This is a genomic window from Vibrio sp. V09_P4A23P171 (assembly GCF_963875615.1).
In the GTDB taxonomy this organism is placed as follows: domain Bacteria; phylum Pseudomonadota; class Gammaproteobacteria; order Enterobacterales; family Vibrionaceae; genus Vibrio; species Vibrio anguillarum.
This window is the reverse complement of sequence record NZ_CAWNMR010000033.1, coordinates 214336-232179: the sequence shown is the minus strand read 5'-3', so window position 1 is coordinate 232179 and position 17844 is coordinate 214336. Positions and strand designations below refer to the sequence as shown.

Genomic DNA, 17844 nt, shown 5'->3' with positions numbered 1-17844 from the left:
AGCGAGTGGGAACTCGCTCTTTTCTATTAGGTACTATGACTGGGTTTGCTATTCGCGTTCGTGTAACGGTTTAAAGTTACGCATTTTTTGACCAGTGTAAAGTTGGCGAGGACGGCCAATTTTATTATCTGGATCACTGTGCATTTCATTCCAGTGGGCAATCCAACCGATAGTGCGAGACATTGCGAAGATAACGGTAAACATAGAGATTGGAATACCGATAGCCTTCAGAATAATACCTGAGTAGAAATCCACGTTAGGGTAGAGTTTTTTCTCAACAAAGTATTCGTCAGAAAGCGCGATGCGCTCAAGTTCCATCGCCACATCCAATAGTGGGTCCTGAATATTCAGCTCTTTGAGCACTTCATGACAAGCCTCACGCATTACCGTCGCTCTTGGGTCGTAGTTTTTATAAACTCGGTGACCAAAACCCATCAAGCGGAATGGATCATCCTTATCTTTTGCTCTGACGACATACTCAGGAATGTTATCAACGTTGCCTATCTCTTCTAGCATACGCAGACAGGCTTCGTTAGCACCCCCATGAGCAGGCCCCCACAACGAGGCAATGCCAGCCGCAATACAGGCAAACGGGTTAGCACCAGAAGAACCGGCAAGGCGAACCGTTGAGGTTGACGCGTTTTGTTCATGATCGGCATGCAGTGTGAAAATTTTATCCATCGCGCGTGCAACCACAGGATTCACTTCATACTCTTCACACGGCGTTGCAAACATCATGTGTAGGAAGTTCTCGGCATAGCTTAAGTCATTACGCGGGTAGATAAATGGTTGGCCGACAGAATACTTGTAGCACATCGCCGCCAATGTTGGCATTTTTGAGAGTAGGCGGTAAGCCGCTATTTCTCGGTGTATATCATTATTAATATCAAGTGAATCATGGTAGAACGCAGCAAGCGCTCCAACCACACCACACATTACAGCCATTGGGTGAGCGTCACGGCGGAAACCGTGGAAGAAACTTGCGATTTGCTCATGAACCATAGTGTGACGCGTCACTGTATGTTTAAACTCTTCATATTGCTTACGATTAGGGGCTTCACCGTAAAGAAGAATATAACAAACTTCCAAGTAATCAGCGTTATTGGCTAATTGATCAATAGGGAAGCCGCGGTGCAGTAACACCCCTTTTTCGCCATCGATATAAGTGATTTGAGATTCACAAGATGCAGTGGCAAGAAAACCAGGGTCAAAAGTGAAGTATCCGTTGGCTCCTAGTTTACGAACGTCGATTACTTGTGGGCCTACAGTCCCATCCATAATCGGCAGCTCGATTGGCGCTTTACCTTCAATATGAAGGGTCGCTTTCTTATCTGCCATAACAATCTCCTTTGTTTATTATTTAATCCGTCCAGGATGTTTGTGTGACATTTTTTTACGTGTGTTCTTAATTAAAGTCAATTTTTCTCGTCTGATGTGTGCACTTGTTTTGATTTTTTATACATATAAAGTTAAAAATCTGTTCTGTGTAGCAAAAATTGTTACATCAATTGTATTAGAATGTTGCGAGCCGTATAGTGGCACTGAAAATTTTGGTGAACACCTTATAAATAAAAGGCTAGAAACTGTATTTCAGTATTGCATTCTGTCTTTGTTGTTAACGGAATTATTACATTTAACTGCGCGATATCGGGCTTTTTATGTTAAAATAATGTTAACTTTTGTGGGTTTTACAACCAAAATTCATTTATAACTATAAATGCTCAATGGAGCTGAGTGAGCAAGCCCGTGAAAGAAAGAAAGTCAAGACCTGTTAATTTAGATTTACAGACCATTCACTTTCCGATCAGTGCGATTGCATCCATCCTACACCGAGTGTCTGGGGTGATGATGTTCGTTGCGGTCGGAATTTTGCTGTGGTTACTCTCCCTCTCGTTAAGTTCTCCGGTAGGTTTTATGGAAGCCAGCAACATTGTTAATGGCTTTTTCGCAAAATTTATTTTATGGGGAATTTTAACAGCGCTGTCTTACCACATTGCAGGTGGTATACGCCATTTGCTGATGGACCTGGGCCACTTTGAAGAGTTGGAGTCAGGGGCTATGAGTGCCAAAGTCGCCTTCATCGCAACAGCAGTGCTTTCAGTTTTAGCGGGAGTATTGGTATGGTAAAACATGTTTCTTCTTTTGGTCGTAACGGAGTGCATGATTATCTGCTGATCCGTGCTTCTGCGATCATTATGACTCTTTATACTATCTACCTAGTCAGCTTCTGTGCTTTCTCTGGTGATATCTCCTATGTTTCATGGACACAGTTTTTTGGTGGAACCTTTACCAAAGTCTTCACAATGCTGGCGTTAGTCTCTGTCCTTATCCATGGTTGGATCGGTTTATGGCAAGTATTAACGGATTACATTAAGTGTTCTAAATTGCGTGGTGGCCTGCAATTGGTCGTTATTGCAGTGCTCTTTGGATACTTCTTCTCTGGCTTATTTGTATTGTGGGGTGCGTAAGTGACTATTCCAGTTCGTGAATTTGATGCCGTAGTGATCGGCGCTGGTGGTGCTGGCATGCGTGCAGCACTGCAAATTTCAGAGCAAGGTTTATCCTGTGCTCTGCTTTCTAAAGTTTTTCCAACACGTTCTCACACGGTTTCGGCTCAAGGCGGTATTACCGTTGCCTTAGGCAACGCGCATGAGGACCACTGGGAACAACATATGTATGACACGGTAAAGGGCTCCGATTATATCGGTGACCAAGATGCTATCGAGTACATGTGTAAGAATGGTCCAGAGTCGGTGATTGAACTAGAAAAAATGGGTTTGCCTTTTTCTCGTTTTGACAATGGCACCATTTATCAGCGCCCATTTGGTGGGCAATCCAAAAATTTTGGCGGTGAACAAGCGGCTCGAACCGCTGCTGCCGCTGACCGTACTGGTCACGCACTACTTCATACCTTGTATCAACAAAACATTAAATATAAGACCACTATTTTCTCTGAGTGGTACGCACTTGATTTAGTGAAAAATGAAGAGGGTGCAGTACTTGGCTGTACCGCATTGTGCATGGAAACAGGCGAAGTTTGTTATTTCAAATCTAAAGCCACAGTGTTAGCGACTGGCGGAGCTGGCCGTATCTATGCTTCAACCACCAACGCGCATATCAATACGGGTGATGGTGTGGGCATGGCTATCCGCGCTGGCGTCCCGATGCAAGATATTGAAATGTGGCAATTCCACCCAACAGGGATTGCTGGTGCAGGCGTTCTTGTGACGGAAGGGTGTCGTGGTGAAGGTGGCTATCTTTTAAATAAAGATGGCGAACGTTTCATGGAACGTTATGCACCAAACGCGAAGGATTTGGCTGGTCGCGATGTAGTAGCCCGCTCAATGATGATTGAGATCCGTGAAGGTCGTGGTTGCGATGGTCCATGGGGTCCGCACATCAAGCTTAAACTGGATCACCTTGGCAAAGAAACTCTGGAATCTCGTCTGCCGGGCGTATGTGAGTTGTCACGTACGTTTGCTCACGTCGATCCAGTTAAAGAACCGATTCCAGTGATCCCAACCTGCCACTACATGATGGGAGGAGTACCGACTCAAGTTTCAGGTCAGGCGATTAAGCAAGATGCTAAAGGCGCTGATGTGGAAGTTCAAGGTTTGTTTGCGTGTGGTGAAATTGCATCAGTATCGGTGCATGGCGCGAACCGTTTGGGTGGTAACTCTCTACTGGATTTAGTGGTCTTTGGCCGAGCAACAGGCTTGCATTTGGGCGAAACGTTGAAAAAGCAAGCGGACGCAAAACCTGCCACAGAAGCGGATATTGAAAAATCGCTAGAACGTTACAACCGCTGGGAAAACAGTACAGGTGGTGAAGATCCCGCGCAAATTCGTAAAGATCTGCAACGTTGTATGCAAAATAACTTCTCGGTGTTCCGTGAAGGTGAAGCGATGGCTAAAGGTCTTGAAGAGCTTAAAGTGATTCGTGAACGTTTGAAGAACGCACATCTTTCAGACAAGTCAACCGAGTTCAACACTCAACGGATCGAGTGTTTAGAGCTGGAAAACTTGATGGAAACAGCATTTGCTACCGCGGTTGCTGCAAATTATCGTACCGAAAGCCGTGGAGCCCACGCTCGCTTTGACTATCCTGAACGCGATGATGCTAATTGGTTATGCCATTCAATTTACAACCCTGAGACTGAAAGCATGTCGAAGCGTAGCGTAAATATGGAACCAATTTATCGTGAAGCGTTTCCGCCTAAAGCGCGCACATACTAAGGAGAAGGCACTATTATGAAATTGAAATTCTCTTTGTATCGCTATAATCCGGATGTCGATCAAAAGCCTTACATGAAGGATTATCTGCTTGAAGTAGAAGAGGGCTCTGACATGATGTTGCTGGATGCGCTCATTTTGCTGAAAGAGCAAGATCCCACCATTGCTTTTCGTCGCTCGTGCCGTGAAGGGGTGTGTGGATCTGATGGTTTGAACATGAATGGTAAAAATGGATTAGCGTGTATCACTCCATTATCTGCGCTTTTGGCCAAAGGCACGATCGTTATTCGACCTCTGCCGGGGCTACCAGTCGTCCGTGATTTAATTGTCGATATGGCCCAGTTTTATGAAAATTACGAGAAAGTTAAACCTTATCTTATGACTGACGGAAACTTGCCTCCGGCTCGTGAGAACTTGCAATCACCAGAAGAGCGAGCGCATTTAGACGGTTTATATGAGTGCATTATGTGCGCTTGCTGCACAACTTCATGCCCTTCTTTCTGGTGGAACCCGGATAAATTTATCGGCCCAGCAGGTTTGTTGGCGGCTTATCGTTGGCTAATTGACAGCCGAGATACCGCAACAGATGAACGTTTATCTAATCTTGATGATGCTTTTAGCGTTTTTCGTTGCCATGGCATCATGAATTGTGTAAGTGTTTGTCCTAAGGGATTAAATCCGACGAAAGCCATTGGACATATCAAATCAATGCTTGTGAACCGTTCGGTTTAAAATGAATAAAAATTGCAGGTCTTCGGACCTGCCTTTTATAGCTCGGCATAGACCGAAGCAAACGTGAAAACTACTGGTTAAGGGAAAATATGCACAACGGCGTGATGAAGGCATGGCTCGAGTCTTCACACTTGGCTGGCGCCAATGCAACTTACGTAGAGGACCTCTACGAACTGTATCTAAGTGATCCTGATCTGGTAAGTGAGGAGTGGAAACGTGTTTTTGATGGCTTGCCTGCGCAAGCTGACAATGTGGTTGAACAGCCACATTCACGTGTCCGTGACTACTTCCGACGACTCGCGAAAGAAACAAAGCATTACAATGTCCAAGTTAGTGATCCAGATGTCGATGCTAAGCAAGTAAGAGTCTTGCAGCTGATTAATGCTTACCGTTTTCGCGGTCATGAAGCGGCTCAACTCGACCCCCTAGGTTTATGGCAACGCCCATTAGTGGCAGAATTAGACCCAGCGTTCCACAATCTTAACGAAGGTGACTTCGAAGAAACTTTCAATGTCGGCTCTTTTGCTATCGGGCAAGAGACAATGAAATTGAAAGACATTTATCAAGCCCTCAACAAAACCTATTGCGGTTCCATCGGTGCAGAATACATGCACATTATCGACACTGAACAAAAGCGTTGGATACAACAACGTCTTGAATCAGTCGTTGGTCAACCTTCTTTCAGCAAAGAAGAAAAACGAATTTTCCTCGAAGAATTGACAGCCGCAGAAGGACTTGAGCGTTATTTAGGCGCGAAATTCCCCGGTGCTAAGCGTTTTTCTTTGGAAGGTGGTGACGCGCTCATCCCAATGATGAAAGAGTTGATCCGTCATGCTGGTAGCACAGGTATGCGTGAAGTTGTGATTGGTATGGCGCACCGTGGTCGTCTTAACATGCTCGTCAACGTCTTAGGTAAAAAACCTCAAGATCTGTTCGACGAGTTTGCGGGTAAGCATGGTGAAAGCTGGGGAACGGGTGATGTTAAATATCACCAAGGTTTCTCTGCTGACTTTGCGACACCCGGCGGTGATGTGCATCTAGCCTTAGCATTTAACCCTTCGCATCTTGAAATTGTTAACCCAGTCGTAATTGGTTCAGTTCGTGCTCGACAAGATCGATTGGGAGATGAAGACGGTTCGACAGTGCTACCTATTTCGATTCATGGTGACTCTGCTATCGCTGGCCAAGGTGTCGTTGCCGAGACATTTAACATGTCTCAAGCGCGTGGTTATTGCGTGGGAGGGACGGTACGTATTGTTATTAACAACCAAGTTGGTTTTACCACGTCAAACCCTCGTGATACACGCTCGACTATGTATTGTACTGACATCGCTAAGATGGTTCAGGCTCCTATTTTCCACGTCAATTCTGATGATCCAGAAGCAGTTGCTTTCGTCACCCGCATTGCACTCGATTATCGTAATGAATTTAAGCGTGATGTCGTCATTGATCTGGTTTGTTATCGCCGTCACGGCCATAACGAAGCCGACGAGCCAAACGCAACTCAACCGCTGATGTATCAAAAGATCAAAAAGCATCCTACACCGCGTAAGCTTTATGCCGATGTTTTGATAGAGCGTGGTGAGTTTGATATCGAGATTGCCACACAGTTAGTCAACGAATATCGTGATGCTCTGGACCATGGTGAAGTCGTGGTGAAAGAGTGGCGTCCAATGGCACTGCATTCTGTTGATTGGTCACCGTATATTGGCCATGAATGGGATATGCCATGGAATAGTAAAGTTGACCTTGAGCGTTTAAAAGAGCTAGGTAACCGAATTTGTCAGTATCCAGAAAGCCATAAACTGCAAAGTCGAGTGGATAAAATCTATACCGACCGACAAGCGATGGTTAATGGAGAGAAGCTTCTCGATTGGGGTATGGCTGAAACGCTGGCTTATGCAACCTTAGTTGATGATGGAAAGCGAATCCGCATTTCGGGGCAAGACTCTGGGCGTGGAACCTTCTTCCACCGTCACTCGGTATTGCATAACCAAAGTGACGCAAGTACCTATATTCCATTGGCGAATATCCATGATAAACAGGGTCCTTTTGAAGTATTGGATTCGGTTTTGTCGGAAGAAGCAGTGCTAGCTTTTGAATATGGCTACGCGACAGCGGAGCCGAGTGGTTTGACGATTTGGGAAGCTCAGTTTGGTGATTTCGCCAATGGAGCTCAAGTCGTGATTGACCAGTTCATCTCTTCCGGTGAACAAAAATGGGCGCGTTTGTGTGGTTTAACCATGCTGCTACCTCATGGTTATGAAGGGCAAGGCCCGGAGCACTCATCAGCACGCCTAGAGCGTTATTTGCAACTGTGCGCCGAACAAAACATGCAAGTGGTGGTTCCCTCTACGCCAGCGCAGGTATACCACATGCTGCGTCGTCAGGTTGTTCGTCCAATGCGTCGACCATTGATCGTTATGTCACCAAAATCGTTGCTGCGTCACCCACTATGTATATCAACACTGGAAGACTTGGCTGACGGATCGTTTTTGCCGGCTATCGGCGAAGTTGACGATCTCAACCCAGCGAATGTCAAACGTGTTGTGTTCTGCTCTGGTAAGGTTTACTACGACCTGCTTGAACAGCGCCGCAATAACGAACAAGGTGATGTTGCTATCGTCCGTATTGAACAGCTATATCCATTCCCGAAAGAAGAAGTGGAAGCGGCTATCGCTCAATACACTAATGTTGTTGACTATGTATGGTGCCAAGAAGAGCCTCAAAACCAAGGTGCTTGGTACAGTAGCCAACATAACTTCCGTTCTGCCATTCCAGCCGGTGCTGATCTGAAATACGCAGGTCGCCCTGCATCAGCATCACCAGCCGTTGGTTATATGTCGGTACACTTGAAACAACAAAAAGCGTTGATTGAAGACGCTCTGACCCTAGCTTAACGAACTAGAAGTAAAAGGAAGACACAGATTATGACAATTGAAATTCTGGTTCCAGATCTACCTGAATCAGTGGCTGATGCAACAGTCGCGACATGGCATAAAAAGCCAGGTGAAGCCGTCGCTCGTGATGAAGTACTCGTTGAGATTGAAACTGATAAAGTAATTCTTGAAGTGCCAGCGCCTGAGGCGGGTGTTCTCGAAGCCATTATCGAGCAAGAAGGTGCGACGGTGCTTTCGAAACAGTTATTGGCGAAATTAAAACCCGGTGCCGTTGCAGGTGAACCGACGAAAGATACCACCAACGATACAGAGCCGTCTCCTGATAAACGTCACAAAGCCACATTGATAGACGAAACGAATGATGCACTTAGCCCTGCGGTACGCCGTTTACTCGCCGAGCATGGTTTGGAAGCAAGCCAAGTGAAAGGCTCTGGTGTGGGTGGGCGTATCACGCGTGAAGATATTGATGCTCATCTAGCGGCTGCAAAATCAGCGTCAGCAGTTGCTTCAAGTCAACCTGAGCCTGTCGTTGCGATGGCGCGCAGCGAAAAACGTGTACCGATGACGCGTTTGCGTAAACGTGTTGCGGAGCGTCTGCTTGAGGCAAAAAATAGCACGGCGATGTTGACGACGTTTAATGAAGTTAACATGAAGCCTATCATGGATCTTCGTAAGCAATATCAAGGTCTGTTTGAAGAGAAACACGGTATTCGTTTAGGCTTTATGTCTTTCTACGTGAAAGCGGTAACAGAAGCGTTAAAGCGTTACCCAGAAGTGAATGCATCTATTGATGGCCAAGATATTGTGTATCACAGCTATTTTGATATTAGCATGGCAGTTTCAACGCCTCGTGGCTTAGTGACTCCGGTTCTTAAAGATTGCGATACGCTAAGCCTTGCCGAAATTGAGAAGGGCATCAAAGAGCTTGCACTCAAAGGAAGAGATGGCAAATTGACGGTTGAAGAACTGACTGGCGGTAATTTCACAATTACGAATGGCGGTGTGTTTGGATCGTTAATGTCAACACCGATCATCAATCCGCCGCAAGCGGCCATATTGGGCATGCACAAAATCCAAGACCGCCCAATGGCTGTGGATGGCAAAGTAGAAATTTTACCAATGATGTACCTAGCACTTTCTTACGACCACCGTTTGGTGGATGGCCGTGAGTCAGTTGGTTTCCTTGTGACAGTAAAAGAGCTACTTGAAGATCCAGCACGTCTGCTACTGGACGTCTAGCCTTCATTTAAGCAAAAAGCTACAAGCTATCCTCTTGGATAAATTGCAGCCGCTTAATTTGAGAAGCACCCTACAGATATATGGCGCAGCATAGCTGCCGCTTTATGGAAATAATAAATCCCCTAAGGGATAAACAAACGGAAGAACATAATGAATTTGCATGAATATCAAGCCAAACAGCTGTTTGCAGAATTCGGTTTGCCTGTACCGGAAGGTTATGCCTGTGATACTCCACAAGAAGCTTTTGAAGCGGCGGGTCGGATTAGTACAGCGAAGAAAGTTGTTAAGTGTCAAGTGCATGCAGGTGGTCGCGGTAAAGCGGGTGGCGTTGAGTTGCACGACACTAAAGATGGTGTCAAAGAGTTTGCTCAAAAATGGCTAGGTAAAAATCTGGTTACTTATCAAACGGACGCAAATGGTCAGCCAGTATCAAAAATTTTGGTTGAAGAAGCCTCTAATATCGCGAATGAGCTTTACTTAGGCGCTGTTGTTGACCGTGCGACTCGTCGTGTCGTGTTCATGGCCTCAACAGAAGGCGGCGTGGAAATTGAAAAAGTAGCGGAGGAGACTCCGGAGCTGATTCATAAAGCCGCAATTGATCCTTTGGTTGGTCCGCAAGCCTATCAAGGCCGCGAACTTGCTTTCAAACTTGGCTTGGAAGGCGACCAAATTAAGCAATTTGTGAAGATCTTTCTAGGTCTTGGTGCTATGTTTACCCAGTATGATCTTGCATTGCTAGAAATCAACCCATTAGTTGTCACCGCTGAAGGGAACTTGTTGTGCCTTGATGGCAAGATCAACATCGACTCAAACGCACTTTATCGTCAACCTAAACTTCGCGAGATGCACGATCTCTCACAAGAAGATGAGCGCGAAGCTCATGCTGCTCAGTGGGAACTGAACTATGTTGCTCTTGATGGCAATGTTGGCTGCATGGTGAACGGTGCTGGCCTTGCAATGGGCACCATGGATATTGTTAACCTTCATGGCGGCAAACCTGCAAACTTCCTTGATGTTGGTGGTGGTGCAACCAAAGAGCGTGTTGCTGAAGCGTTCAAAATCATTTTGTCTGATGACAACGTGAAAGCCGTATTGGTGAATATTTTCGGCGGTATCGTACGTTGCGATATGATTGCAGAAGGCATTATCGGTGCGGTGAAAGAAGTTGGTGTAACGGTTCCCGTAGTCGTGCGTTTGGAAGGTACAAACGCGGAATTAGGACGCGGAGTACTCGCAAATTCTGGTCTTGATATCATTGCAGCTGAGTCGTTAACGGACGCAGCTCAGAAAGTTGTTGCTGCGGCGGAGGGTAAATAATGTCGGTACTTATTAATAAAGACACCAAAGTAATCTGCCAAGGTTTCACTGGTGGTCAGGGAACTTTCCACTCCGAACAGGCGATTGCCTACGGTACACAAATGGTCGGTGGGGTTTCTCCGGGTAAAGGTGGTCAAACTCACCTTGGTCTGCCTGTATTTAATACGGTGCGTGACGCAGTGAAAGCAACGGGTGCAACGGCAACCGTTATTTATGTACCTGCACCATTTTGTAAAGACGCTATTTTAGAAGCAATTGACGCTGGTATTGAACTTATTGTGACGATCACGGAAGGTATACCGACTACCGATATGATTGACGTAAAAGTGAAGCTCGAAGAGACTGGTGTGCGTATGATTGGCCCGAACTGTCCGGGTGTGATTACACCGGATGCATGTAAGATCGGCATCATGCCAGGCCACATTCATAAGAAAGGAAAAGTGGGTATTGTTTCTCGTTCAGGAACGCTAACTTATGAAGCCGTTAAGCAAACAACAGATGAAGGCTTTGGTCAGTCAACGTGTGTTGGTATCGGCGGTGACCCAATCCCGGGCTCTAACTTCATTGATATCTTGAAACTATTCCAAGACGATCCTGAAACTGAAGCGATTGTGATGATTGGCGAGATCGGTGGTACAGCCGAAGAAGAAGCCGCGGCATTCATTAAAGAGAATGTCACGAAACCGGTTGTGTCTTATATTGCTGGTGTGACAGCGCCTCCGGGCAAACGGATGGGCCATGCTGGTGCTATCATTTCTGGTGGTAAAGGGACAGCTGATGAGAAATTTGCAGCGCTTGAAGCCGCGGGTGTGAAAACTGTCAAAAGCCTTGCTGATATCGGAAAAGCATTGCGTGAAGTGACGGGTTGGTAATCACGCCTTCCTCAGTTTGAAGACAAACCCCGAACCTTGTTTCGGGGTTTTTACTTTAGATTCAATAGGTTTTGATACTAGCGTTTTACAAGTTGACTGCACATAAACATCGTTGTAGCCGTCACGACAACCGAAGGGCCTGCAGGTGTGTCAAAATGCCACGAGAGGATTAGCCCGCCCAGCACAGCTAAAGCGCCGACCAAAGAAGCCAATATTGCCATCTGCTCTGGGGTTTTTGTGAGTCGCCTAGCGGTCGCCGCGGGAATAATCAGCAGCGATGTCATAATCAGAGCACCAACAAATTTCATTCCTAGTGCAATCACCACTCCAATTAATAGCATTAGCAGCAAACGCATTAAATCAACGTTGATGCCCTCAACAAACGCAAGTTCTTCGTTCACTGTAGTTGAAAGTAATGGTCGCCAAAAAAGAAATAGCAGTGCACTTACTGCAATCGCTCCCCCCCAAATGAAGGCTAAATCAGTAAAACTTACCGCCAATAAATCGCCAAAGAGATAGCTCATTAAATCGATGCGAACGTTATCAAGGAAGCTTACTGCAATGAGACCAATGGATAACGAGCTATGAGCGAGAATGCCGAGCAAAGTGTCTGTCGCCACAAGCTGCTGTTTCTGCATAGTAACCAAAATGATTGCAAGCCCAAGACAGCAAACGAGCAACGCAAGATAAAGGTTGATATCAAGCAAAAAGCCTAGCGCCAATCCCATCAGCGAGGCGTGTGCGAGGGTATCGCCAAAATAAGCCATTTTTCGCCAAACCACGAATGACCCAAGGGGACCTGCGATAACGGCAATACCAAGGCCTGCTAATATTGATGGAAGAAGAAATTCAATCATGATGGTGACCGTGTGAATGATTTGAACAGCAAGTTGCATCTCCTTTCACAGGTTGGCCTGCTAAGTCGTGATGATGCTGATGTTTGTGATGGTAAAAAGCTAAGGCTTCGCGATTGCGCGTACCAAATAAAGCGATATAGCTTGGGTGTTGAGTAATCGTTGCAGGTGAACCGAAACAGCAAACATGGTGATGAAGACAGATAACATCATCCGTTTTTGCCATTACCAGATGTAAATCGTGAGAGACCATGAAGACACCACAGCCGAAACGATGTCGTATGGCATCGATAAGATCATACAGATCAATTTGCCCTTGCACGTCAACACCTTGGGCTGGTTCATCAAGAATTAGAATACCTGGGCGCTGTAGCAATGCACGGGCGATAAGAATCCGTTGCGTTTCACCACCGGACAGCTTATGCATATCATAATCAAGAAGATGCTCGGCCCCGACTAGTCTGAGTGCGTCTAGCAACTCTTGTTGACTAAAACGTCCGGCTAAACTTAAAAATCGTTTAACGGGGAGTGGTAACGCGTCATTAAGTTTTAACTTTTGAGGAACATAACCAATTTTAAGGTTTTTTACGCGCGTCATCGTTCCGCTATGGACGGGCTGTAGCCCGAGCAATACTTTAACGAGCGTCGACTTGCCCGCACCATTAGGACCTATCAGTGTGGTAATCTTCCCTTTTTCTAGGTTGATACTGACATTGTCCAAAACACGGCGGTTGTTGAATTCGACACAAATGCCTTGCAGCTGAATTAAGTTGGACATGAATGGAACTTATTTGCAATTCGGAAGTGTTATAATGTAACATTTCGTTCCCTTTAACGCTATATACCGAATGGAAAAACCATCATGTTGCGTCAGATTATGCTCCTTCTTTGCTTAATAACATTATCGCCTTTGGCGTGGTCTACGGTCATTTTGACCAGCATCAAGCCGATTCAGATGATTACATATGAATTGACTCTCGATGTGAATGAACCAGAAGTACTACTGGGGGCAAATACCTCACCGCATGACTATGCGTTGCGCCCTTCTGATGTTAAAAAAGTCAGAGCGGCGGATTTAGTGATTTGGTATGGAAAAGACCTTGAGCCATTCTTAAGTAAGACATTAGCGAGTCACCACAACGTTTTGACCATCAGCCAAATTGATGGCCTGACACTGAGAGAGCTCAGTGGCGAACAACACGATCATGATGGGCATCACCATGGTATGTATGACCCACATTTTTGGCTTGGAACCGATCAAGCCAAGCAAGTGGCAGCGGCGATTACCGCAAGTTTAGTGAAAAGTGATAGCGCTAATGCCGAGCAGTATAAAGTAAACTTAGTCCGCTTTTTAGCTCAATTAGATTCGACCCATCAATCAATCATGCAGAAGATGAGCAAAATTAGTGATAAAGGATATTATGTTTTTCATGATGCATACGGCTATTTTGAACAGCAATACCATTTGAATAACCTCGGCCATTTTACCGTTAGTCCTGACAGAAAGCCGGGTGCTAAAACCCTAATCACCATTAAAAATTCAATCATTAATAATGAAGCGAAATGCGTGTTTTCAGAACCTCAGTTTACCCCGGCGGTGATTGATACTGTGACTCGTGGCACTAAGGTCAAAACGGGAGTACTTGATCCATTAGGCGCAGATATCAAAGTGAAAATTGGCAGCTATTTTGAGCTGTTAAATCAGCTGAGCAACAACTTTTACACTTGTTTGTCTCAATAGATGTACGCTGTATTGTATGTTGTACGATCTGCACTGAAATCTAGGATAAAGATTCACAGATTGTCGCTTTCTTAGCTTCAAAAAGCCTTATCTTTGGTTAGAATGTTTTGATAATTATCGCCACGAAAAAACAGTTTGCAATTTGGCGTGCTATTGATTGAGGCTCTGTCTGTTGAAAGGAAAGAACGACTATTTTAAACCTTTGCTCTGGATCTTGGGTTTTCTGACGCTTTTATTAGCGCAGGGGACACAAGCTCTAGACAAAGCACCTTCCATCTTCTATCCATTGCCAGCTCAGGCTCAAGGGAAAATTTTTGCCGCACAAAATTTGTTTTTAGGTGAAGAAGGGGGAATTTGGATACACGATGTGCATGGCAAAGTGGTTTTCTTTGATGGACAAAACATCCTTCCCCGGCGTGGCTCAGTGCTTTCACAAGAGAGCGAAAATATTACCTATCTTAATAACGCTTTTTGGACGTTCATTGATAATGAACTTTATCGAACTTATCCCGCACAAGATCGCGAATTAGTATTTAGCTTAACGCCTGGAATCATCATAAAAAAAATAGGTTCGTCAGGTAATTTCATCTGGTTAGCCGATGAGACGCACTTTTATACATACCATGCGCAAACCCACAAGTTAGTTACTTATTCTTTTAAAGAAATGTATCAATTAAATCAAGCTAGTCGATTGATCGTTAATGATGCGAAGTTTGTGCTTTCTAAATGGGTATTAGCCACTAATGCTGGAGTCTATCTGTCAGATGGAGAGAGTTTTTCTCACGTGCTCAGCTCTGGTAAAAACTTCATTGAGAAACTCTATTTTTCCGAGAAACGTAGAGAGCTTGTGATTGGAATGCTCAATGGTGGGCTGATTATTGATGTCGAGGACCCAAAGCGCCAACAAAAGTTGGTTGGAGATTCCCATGTATTATCTGTTGCTGAGACAGATCAAGAGTATTGGATTGGTACTGAAGATGGATTATTTGTTCATTCGTTTTTGACAGGTAAAACCGTCAAGTTAGAAAGTAATGACCAAGACAATAATGGGTTACCAGGCAATAAAATTTATTCATTGGTCAATGACTTACAAGGTGGGATTTGGATCGCAACGGATAAAGGTATTCGTTACTTTTCTCTGTTTGGACAAAAATTTAAGCGCCATTCCATTGCACAGCTCAACAATAATCCCATAACAAAAATTGTGACAAGGTCAGATAATAAAGGGTATTTGTTTTTAACTCGACAAGGGTTGTACCAAGTCGATGCTGAAGATTGGCAAGAGCCTAAACTTATTTTCCCTGGAGAAGTGCATGATGTCGCTCAAATAGATGATCATTCTCTATGGATAGCTACACATACAGGCATCGTTATTTATCACTTGCAGACAAAAAAGATGATAGAAACGAGCGTTTTACCTCTGAAGCTGCGTTCGAATGATACTAAACATCTTGAATTTGATCATGAAGGACTGTTGTGGGGAGCAACAGGTAACCATTTGTGGTCATATCAGTTGGCCGATAACTCGCTAACCGATTTCGGTTCTGAATGGTTTGTTGATGCATTTTTGCCTGCAAAAATAATAAAACTTAAGTCAACTCGGCGAGGGGTATTTATCGGCACTGACCATGGTGTTTATCTTTTTGACAAAGGCAAAATTGTTTTTCTCCGAGCGACTAGTCATTATGGACAAAGCATTGATATATTTGAGAGTAGCAAGGGCGATGTTTGGTTTGCTAGTGCTTATGGCGTCTTTGTTTTGGCACATGATCGTAGTGATATTCGATCTATTGATATGGTTGAAGAGAATATTAGCCCCAAATGTTTAACTGAAACGGGCAACGGTATTTGGCTGACTTCCTCACAAGGAATCTCGCTCTACAGTCCTATGGGTGAGATGGTAAAGCATTTTGGTGATCCACACGGATTGATGAATAACGAATTTAAAAGTGGAGTTTGCGAATCAAGTATTATCAATAACCAACAGCAGTTGCTGCTAGGTTCCCGTTTTGGCTTAGTGACAGCATGGTCCTCTGAACTCACGGTTGCTACCCCTCCTAATACCAATATTATCTTTAGCCAAGTGAATGTCGATCACATTCCTGTCATGTTCGGTCGTGGTCGTTTTCAGACACTAGAACTGGAATATGGAAGTTCGATAAGCTTTTTGTTTGGTGCATTGCCAGAATCGAGAGCCTTATCATTGGAGTATCGTATAGCAGGGGATAAGGAGTGGCAGAGATTAGAAAGTGCTCAGTTGACACTTGATCACCTGTTACCTGGACACTATCGTTTGCTGGTGAGAAATTACAGTCCAAATCCGCAAAACAGTATGATAAACAGCCTATCATTTATTGTGGATAACCCGTGGTATTGGTCTTCATGGGCTATTGTTCTTTACCTTTGCCTTTCTATAGGCCTTATTGCTTTTGCTTCATGGTGGCGATCTCGTTGGGTTACCAAAGTAAACCGAAAGTTAAAAGCTCAGGTGGCCTTGAAAACGGATCAACTACGGCATCAAAGCAAAATTGTTTTGACTAATAACCAGCAGTTGCGCAAGCAATTACAAATTCGCCATATCGTTGTTGAACAGATGTTAGATTCTATTACACCTACATTAAATCAGCTGATTTATCGCTCGCAACTCCATCAACTCGCGCGACTTGAGTCTTTAGCTTTAAAAGTAAAACGTGAACTGGCGTTACTTCGTAATGTAAGAAATGATAAAACAGCGACTCAGTTGCTCTACGATCTATCGATCATCTTGAACTCTTGTGTGGACGGATGGCGTGAAGAGTTCGCGAAAGCGAATATTTCGTTGGCGGTGAACAATGAGCTTAAACAAGCTTATATTGAATCTGCCCATTTTAACCTAGACATCATTTTCAATACGCTACTGTCTGATGCGGTAAAACGTCTTTACAGAAATCAAGAGCTACAAATTCATTGTTATGAAAGGGAGAAAAGACTGTTTATTGTGATGATTGACTGTGGCGATCAGGTGCAGTCTATCAATAGTGATAAGCGTATCTCTGGTTTTGAACTAGAGGAAATGCAACTGTTAGTACAGCGCAGTGGTGGGGAAATACATATTTTTTCATCGCCAGAACGAAATTTAGTTGAGCTTTCTTGGCCATCAGTTGAGCTTGTGAGTGATGCACCTGAAATGATCGTCGTAGAGGAGCATTCAGAGGACAAGTTTATTGATGTAACGGAAAAAGAGTGGCTTAAAAAAGTAGAAAAATTGGTACACAATTACTATTCAGATCCTGAATTTAGTACCTCTAGTGCGGCCAAATCACTCTTCGTATCGGAGCGTAGTTTGCAGCGTCGTTTTAAAGCGATCACCAATAAAACATTCAAAGAGTATCTAAATGAGATCCGCTTAGAGAAAGCGTGCCAATATTTGCTCGCAGGAGGAAAAGTCGCCCAAGTCGCTTTTGATTGTGGGTTTAATGATCCGTCTTATTTCAGCCAAAGATTTAAACATCACTTCGGTTTATCGCCAACCCAATTTGTTGATGATAACGAGTAATACCGCCCCTGATAAATAGTGATAACTTTCCCACTTGAAGCTGCAGCGATGTTAGCGACATTCAGTCACCCTAATCACAAAGCTTATTCAGGTGTGTGGAGATGAACTCACTTTCCGCCGGCCTGCAATCAAGCTGTATCTCCCTTCTTGATTAGATTGGCTGCGGTGTTAGCTGCGCATATTTGTCTATGCTTGCGTAGATACACTCATTAATACTCAAAGTCGTAATATCAATTTATTTTGGAAATAGCACTTACTCAATAAACAGGCTGGGTTGGTGATTGTGTTGCGGTAAAGATGAGATGAGTAGAAAAAAAAGATCGTGGTATAGCCGGGGGGACTATACCACGGGTGTCAATGACACCTTCGCTTGCTGCCGGAGTGATACGAGTAACACCCGTACCACCTCTGGAATTTGTATC

The 17844-nt window shown here is 44.5% G+C and carries 13 protein-coding genes; 10 read left to right on the top strand and 3 right to left on the bottom strand.

The features are described 5' to 3' along the window. Window positions 1–48: 48 nt before the first annotated feature. On the bottom strand, window positions 49–1338 hold the full coding sequence (locus tag AACT23_RS11675; RefSeq protein WP_017042719.1) for a citrate synthase: 1290 nt from the start codon (window positions 1336–1338) through the stop codon (window positions 49–51). A gap of 396 nt (window positions 1339–1734) precedes the next feature. Here AACT23_RS11675 and sdhC point away from each other — a divergent pair, with 396 nt between their 5' ends. The 8 genes from sdhC (at window position 1735) to sucD (ending at window position 11292) form a co-directional block, all read left to right on the top strand. Continuing rightward, window positions 1735–2127: a succinate dehydrogenase cytochrome b556 subunit gene (gene sdhC / locus AACT23_RS11670; RefSeq protein WP_010318676.1), complete on the top strand. Its 393-nt coding sequence runs from the start codon at window positions 1735–1737 to the stop codon at window positions 2125–2127. After that, window positions 2121–2468: a succinate dehydrogenase, hydrophobic membrane anchor protein gene (gene sdhD, locus AACT23_RS11665; RefSeq protein WP_010318675.1), complete on the top strand. Its 348-nt coding sequence runs from the start codon at window positions 2121–2123 to the stop codon at window positions 2466–2468. The genes sdhC and sdhD overlap by 7 nt, the downstream gene beginning before the upstream one ends. Then, a complete protein-coding gene (sdhA, locus tag AACT23_RS11660) occupies window positions 2469–4235 on the top strand; it encodes a succinate dehydrogenase flavoprotein subunit (protein ID WP_013856347.1) in 1767 nt (588 codons plus the stop codon). Window positions 4236–4250: 15 nt separating this feature from the next. Then, window positions 4251–4964: a succinate dehydrogenase iron-sulfur subunit gene (locus AACT23_RS11655; protein WP_094129034.1), complete on the top strand. Its 714-nt coding sequence runs from the start codon at window positions 4251–4253 to the stop codon at window positions 4962–4964. An 89-nt stretch (window positions 4965–5053) separates the two neighbouring features. Further along, window positions 5054–7864 carry a 2-oxoglutarate dehydrogenase E1 component gene (sucA, locus tag AACT23_RS11650; RefSeq protein ID WP_094129031.1) on the top strand — a complete coding sequence of 937 codons (2811 nt, stop codon included), beginning with the start codon at window positions 5054–5056 and terminating at the stop codon, window positions 7862–7864. Between the two features lie 30 nt (window positions 7865–7894). Further along, window positions 7895–9103, top strand: a complete 1209-nt coding sequence (odhB, locus tag AACT23_RS11645) for a 2-oxoglutarate dehydrogenase complex dihydrolipoyllysine-residue succinyltransferase (protein ID WP_094129028.1) — start codon at window positions 7895–7897, stop codon at window positions 9101–9103. Window positions 9104–9253: 150 nt separating this feature from the next. Further along, window positions 9254–10420: an ADP-forming succinate--CoA ligase subunit beta gene (gene sucC / locus AACT23_RS11640; protein WP_017045227.1), complete on the top strand. Its 1167-nt coding sequence runs from the start codon at window positions 9254–9256 to the stop codon at window positions 10418–10420. Continuing rightward, on the top strand, window positions 10420–11292 hold the full coding sequence (gene sucD / locus AACT23_RS11635; RefSeq protein WP_013856352.1) for a succinate--CoA ligase subunit alpha: 873 nt from the start codon (window positions 10420–10422) through the stop codon (window positions 11290–11292). The genes sucC and sucD overlap by 1 nt, the downstream gene beginning before the upstream one ends. Window positions 11293–11369: 77 nt before the next feature. Here the strand turns inward: sucD and znuB are convergent, their stop codons facing one another. Further along, window positions 11370–12149: a zinc ABC transporter permease subunit ZnuB gene (znuB, locus tag AACT23_RS11630; protein WP_013856353.1), complete on the bottom strand. Its 780-nt coding sequence runs from the start codon at window positions 12147–12149 to the stop codon at window positions 11370–11372. Next, window positions 12142–12924 carry a zinc ABC transporter ATP-binding protein ZnuC gene (gene znuC, locus AACT23_RS11625; protein WP_017049130.1) on the bottom strand — a complete coding sequence of 261 codons (783 nt, stop codon included), beginning with the start codon at window positions 12922–12924 and terminating at the stop codon, window positions 12142–12144. The genes znuB and znuC overlap by 8 nt, the downstream gene beginning before the upstream one ends. Window positions 12925–13008: 84 nt before the next feature. Between znuC and znuA the strand changes: the two genes are divergently transcribed. After that, window positions 13009–13887, top strand: a complete 879-nt coding sequence (znuA, locus tag AACT23_RS11620; RefSeq protein ID WP_094129025.1) for a zinc ABC transporter substrate-binding protein ZnuA — start codon at window positions 13009–13011, stop codon at window positions 13885–13887. A 172-nt stretch (window positions 13888–14059) separates the two neighbouring features. After that, a complete protein-coding gene (locus tag AACT23_RS11615; RefSeq protein ID WP_094129022.1) occupies window positions 14060–17422 on the top strand; it encodes an AraC family transcriptional regulator in 3363 nt (1120 codons plus the stop codon). Window positions 17423–17844: the final 422 nt, after the last annotated feature.

What these genes read in the sequence shown, in the direction of transcription:
- AACT23_RS11675 (WP_017042719.1), bottom strand. Translation starts at nt 1,338, where the DNA reads ATGGCAGATAAGAAAGCGACCCTTCATATTGAAGGTAAAGCGCCAATC.
- sdhD (WP_010318675.1), top strand. Translation starts at nt 2,121, where the DNA reads ATGGTAAAACATGTTTCTTCTTTTGGTCGTAACGGAGTGCATGATTAT.
- AACT23_RS11655 (WP_094129034.1), top strand. Translation starts at nt 4,251, where the DNA reads ATGAAATTGAAATTCTCTTTGTATCGCTATAATCCGGATGTCGATCAA.
- sucA (WP_094129031.1), top strand. Translation starts at nt 5,054, where the DNA reads ATGCACAACGGCGTGATGAAGGCATGGCTCGAGTCTTCACACTTGGCT.
- odhB (WP_094129028.1), top strand. Translation starts at nt 7,895, where the DNA reads ATGACAATTGAAATTCTGGTTCCAGATCTACCTGAATCAGTGGCTGAT.
- sucC (WP_017045227.1), top strand. Translation starts at nt 9,254, where the DNA reads ATGAATTTGCATGAATATCAAGCCAAACAGCTGTTTGCAGAATTCGGT.
- sucD (WP_013856352.1), top strand. Translation starts at nt 10,420, where the DNA reads ATGTCGGTACTTATTAATAAAGACACCAAAGTAATCTGCCAAGGTTTC.
- znuB (WP_013856353.1), bottom strand. Translation starts at nt 12,149, where the DNA reads ATGATTGAATTTCTTCTTCCATCAATATTAGCAGGCCTTGGTATTGCC.
- znuC (WP_017049130.1), bottom strand. Translation starts at nt 12,924, where the DNA reads ATGTCCAACTTAATTCAGCTGCAAGGCATTTGTGTCGAATTCAACAAC.
- znuA (WP_094129025.1), top strand. Translation starts at nt 13,009, where the DNA reads ATGTTGCGTCAGATTATGCTCCTTCTTTGCTTAATAACATTATCGCCT.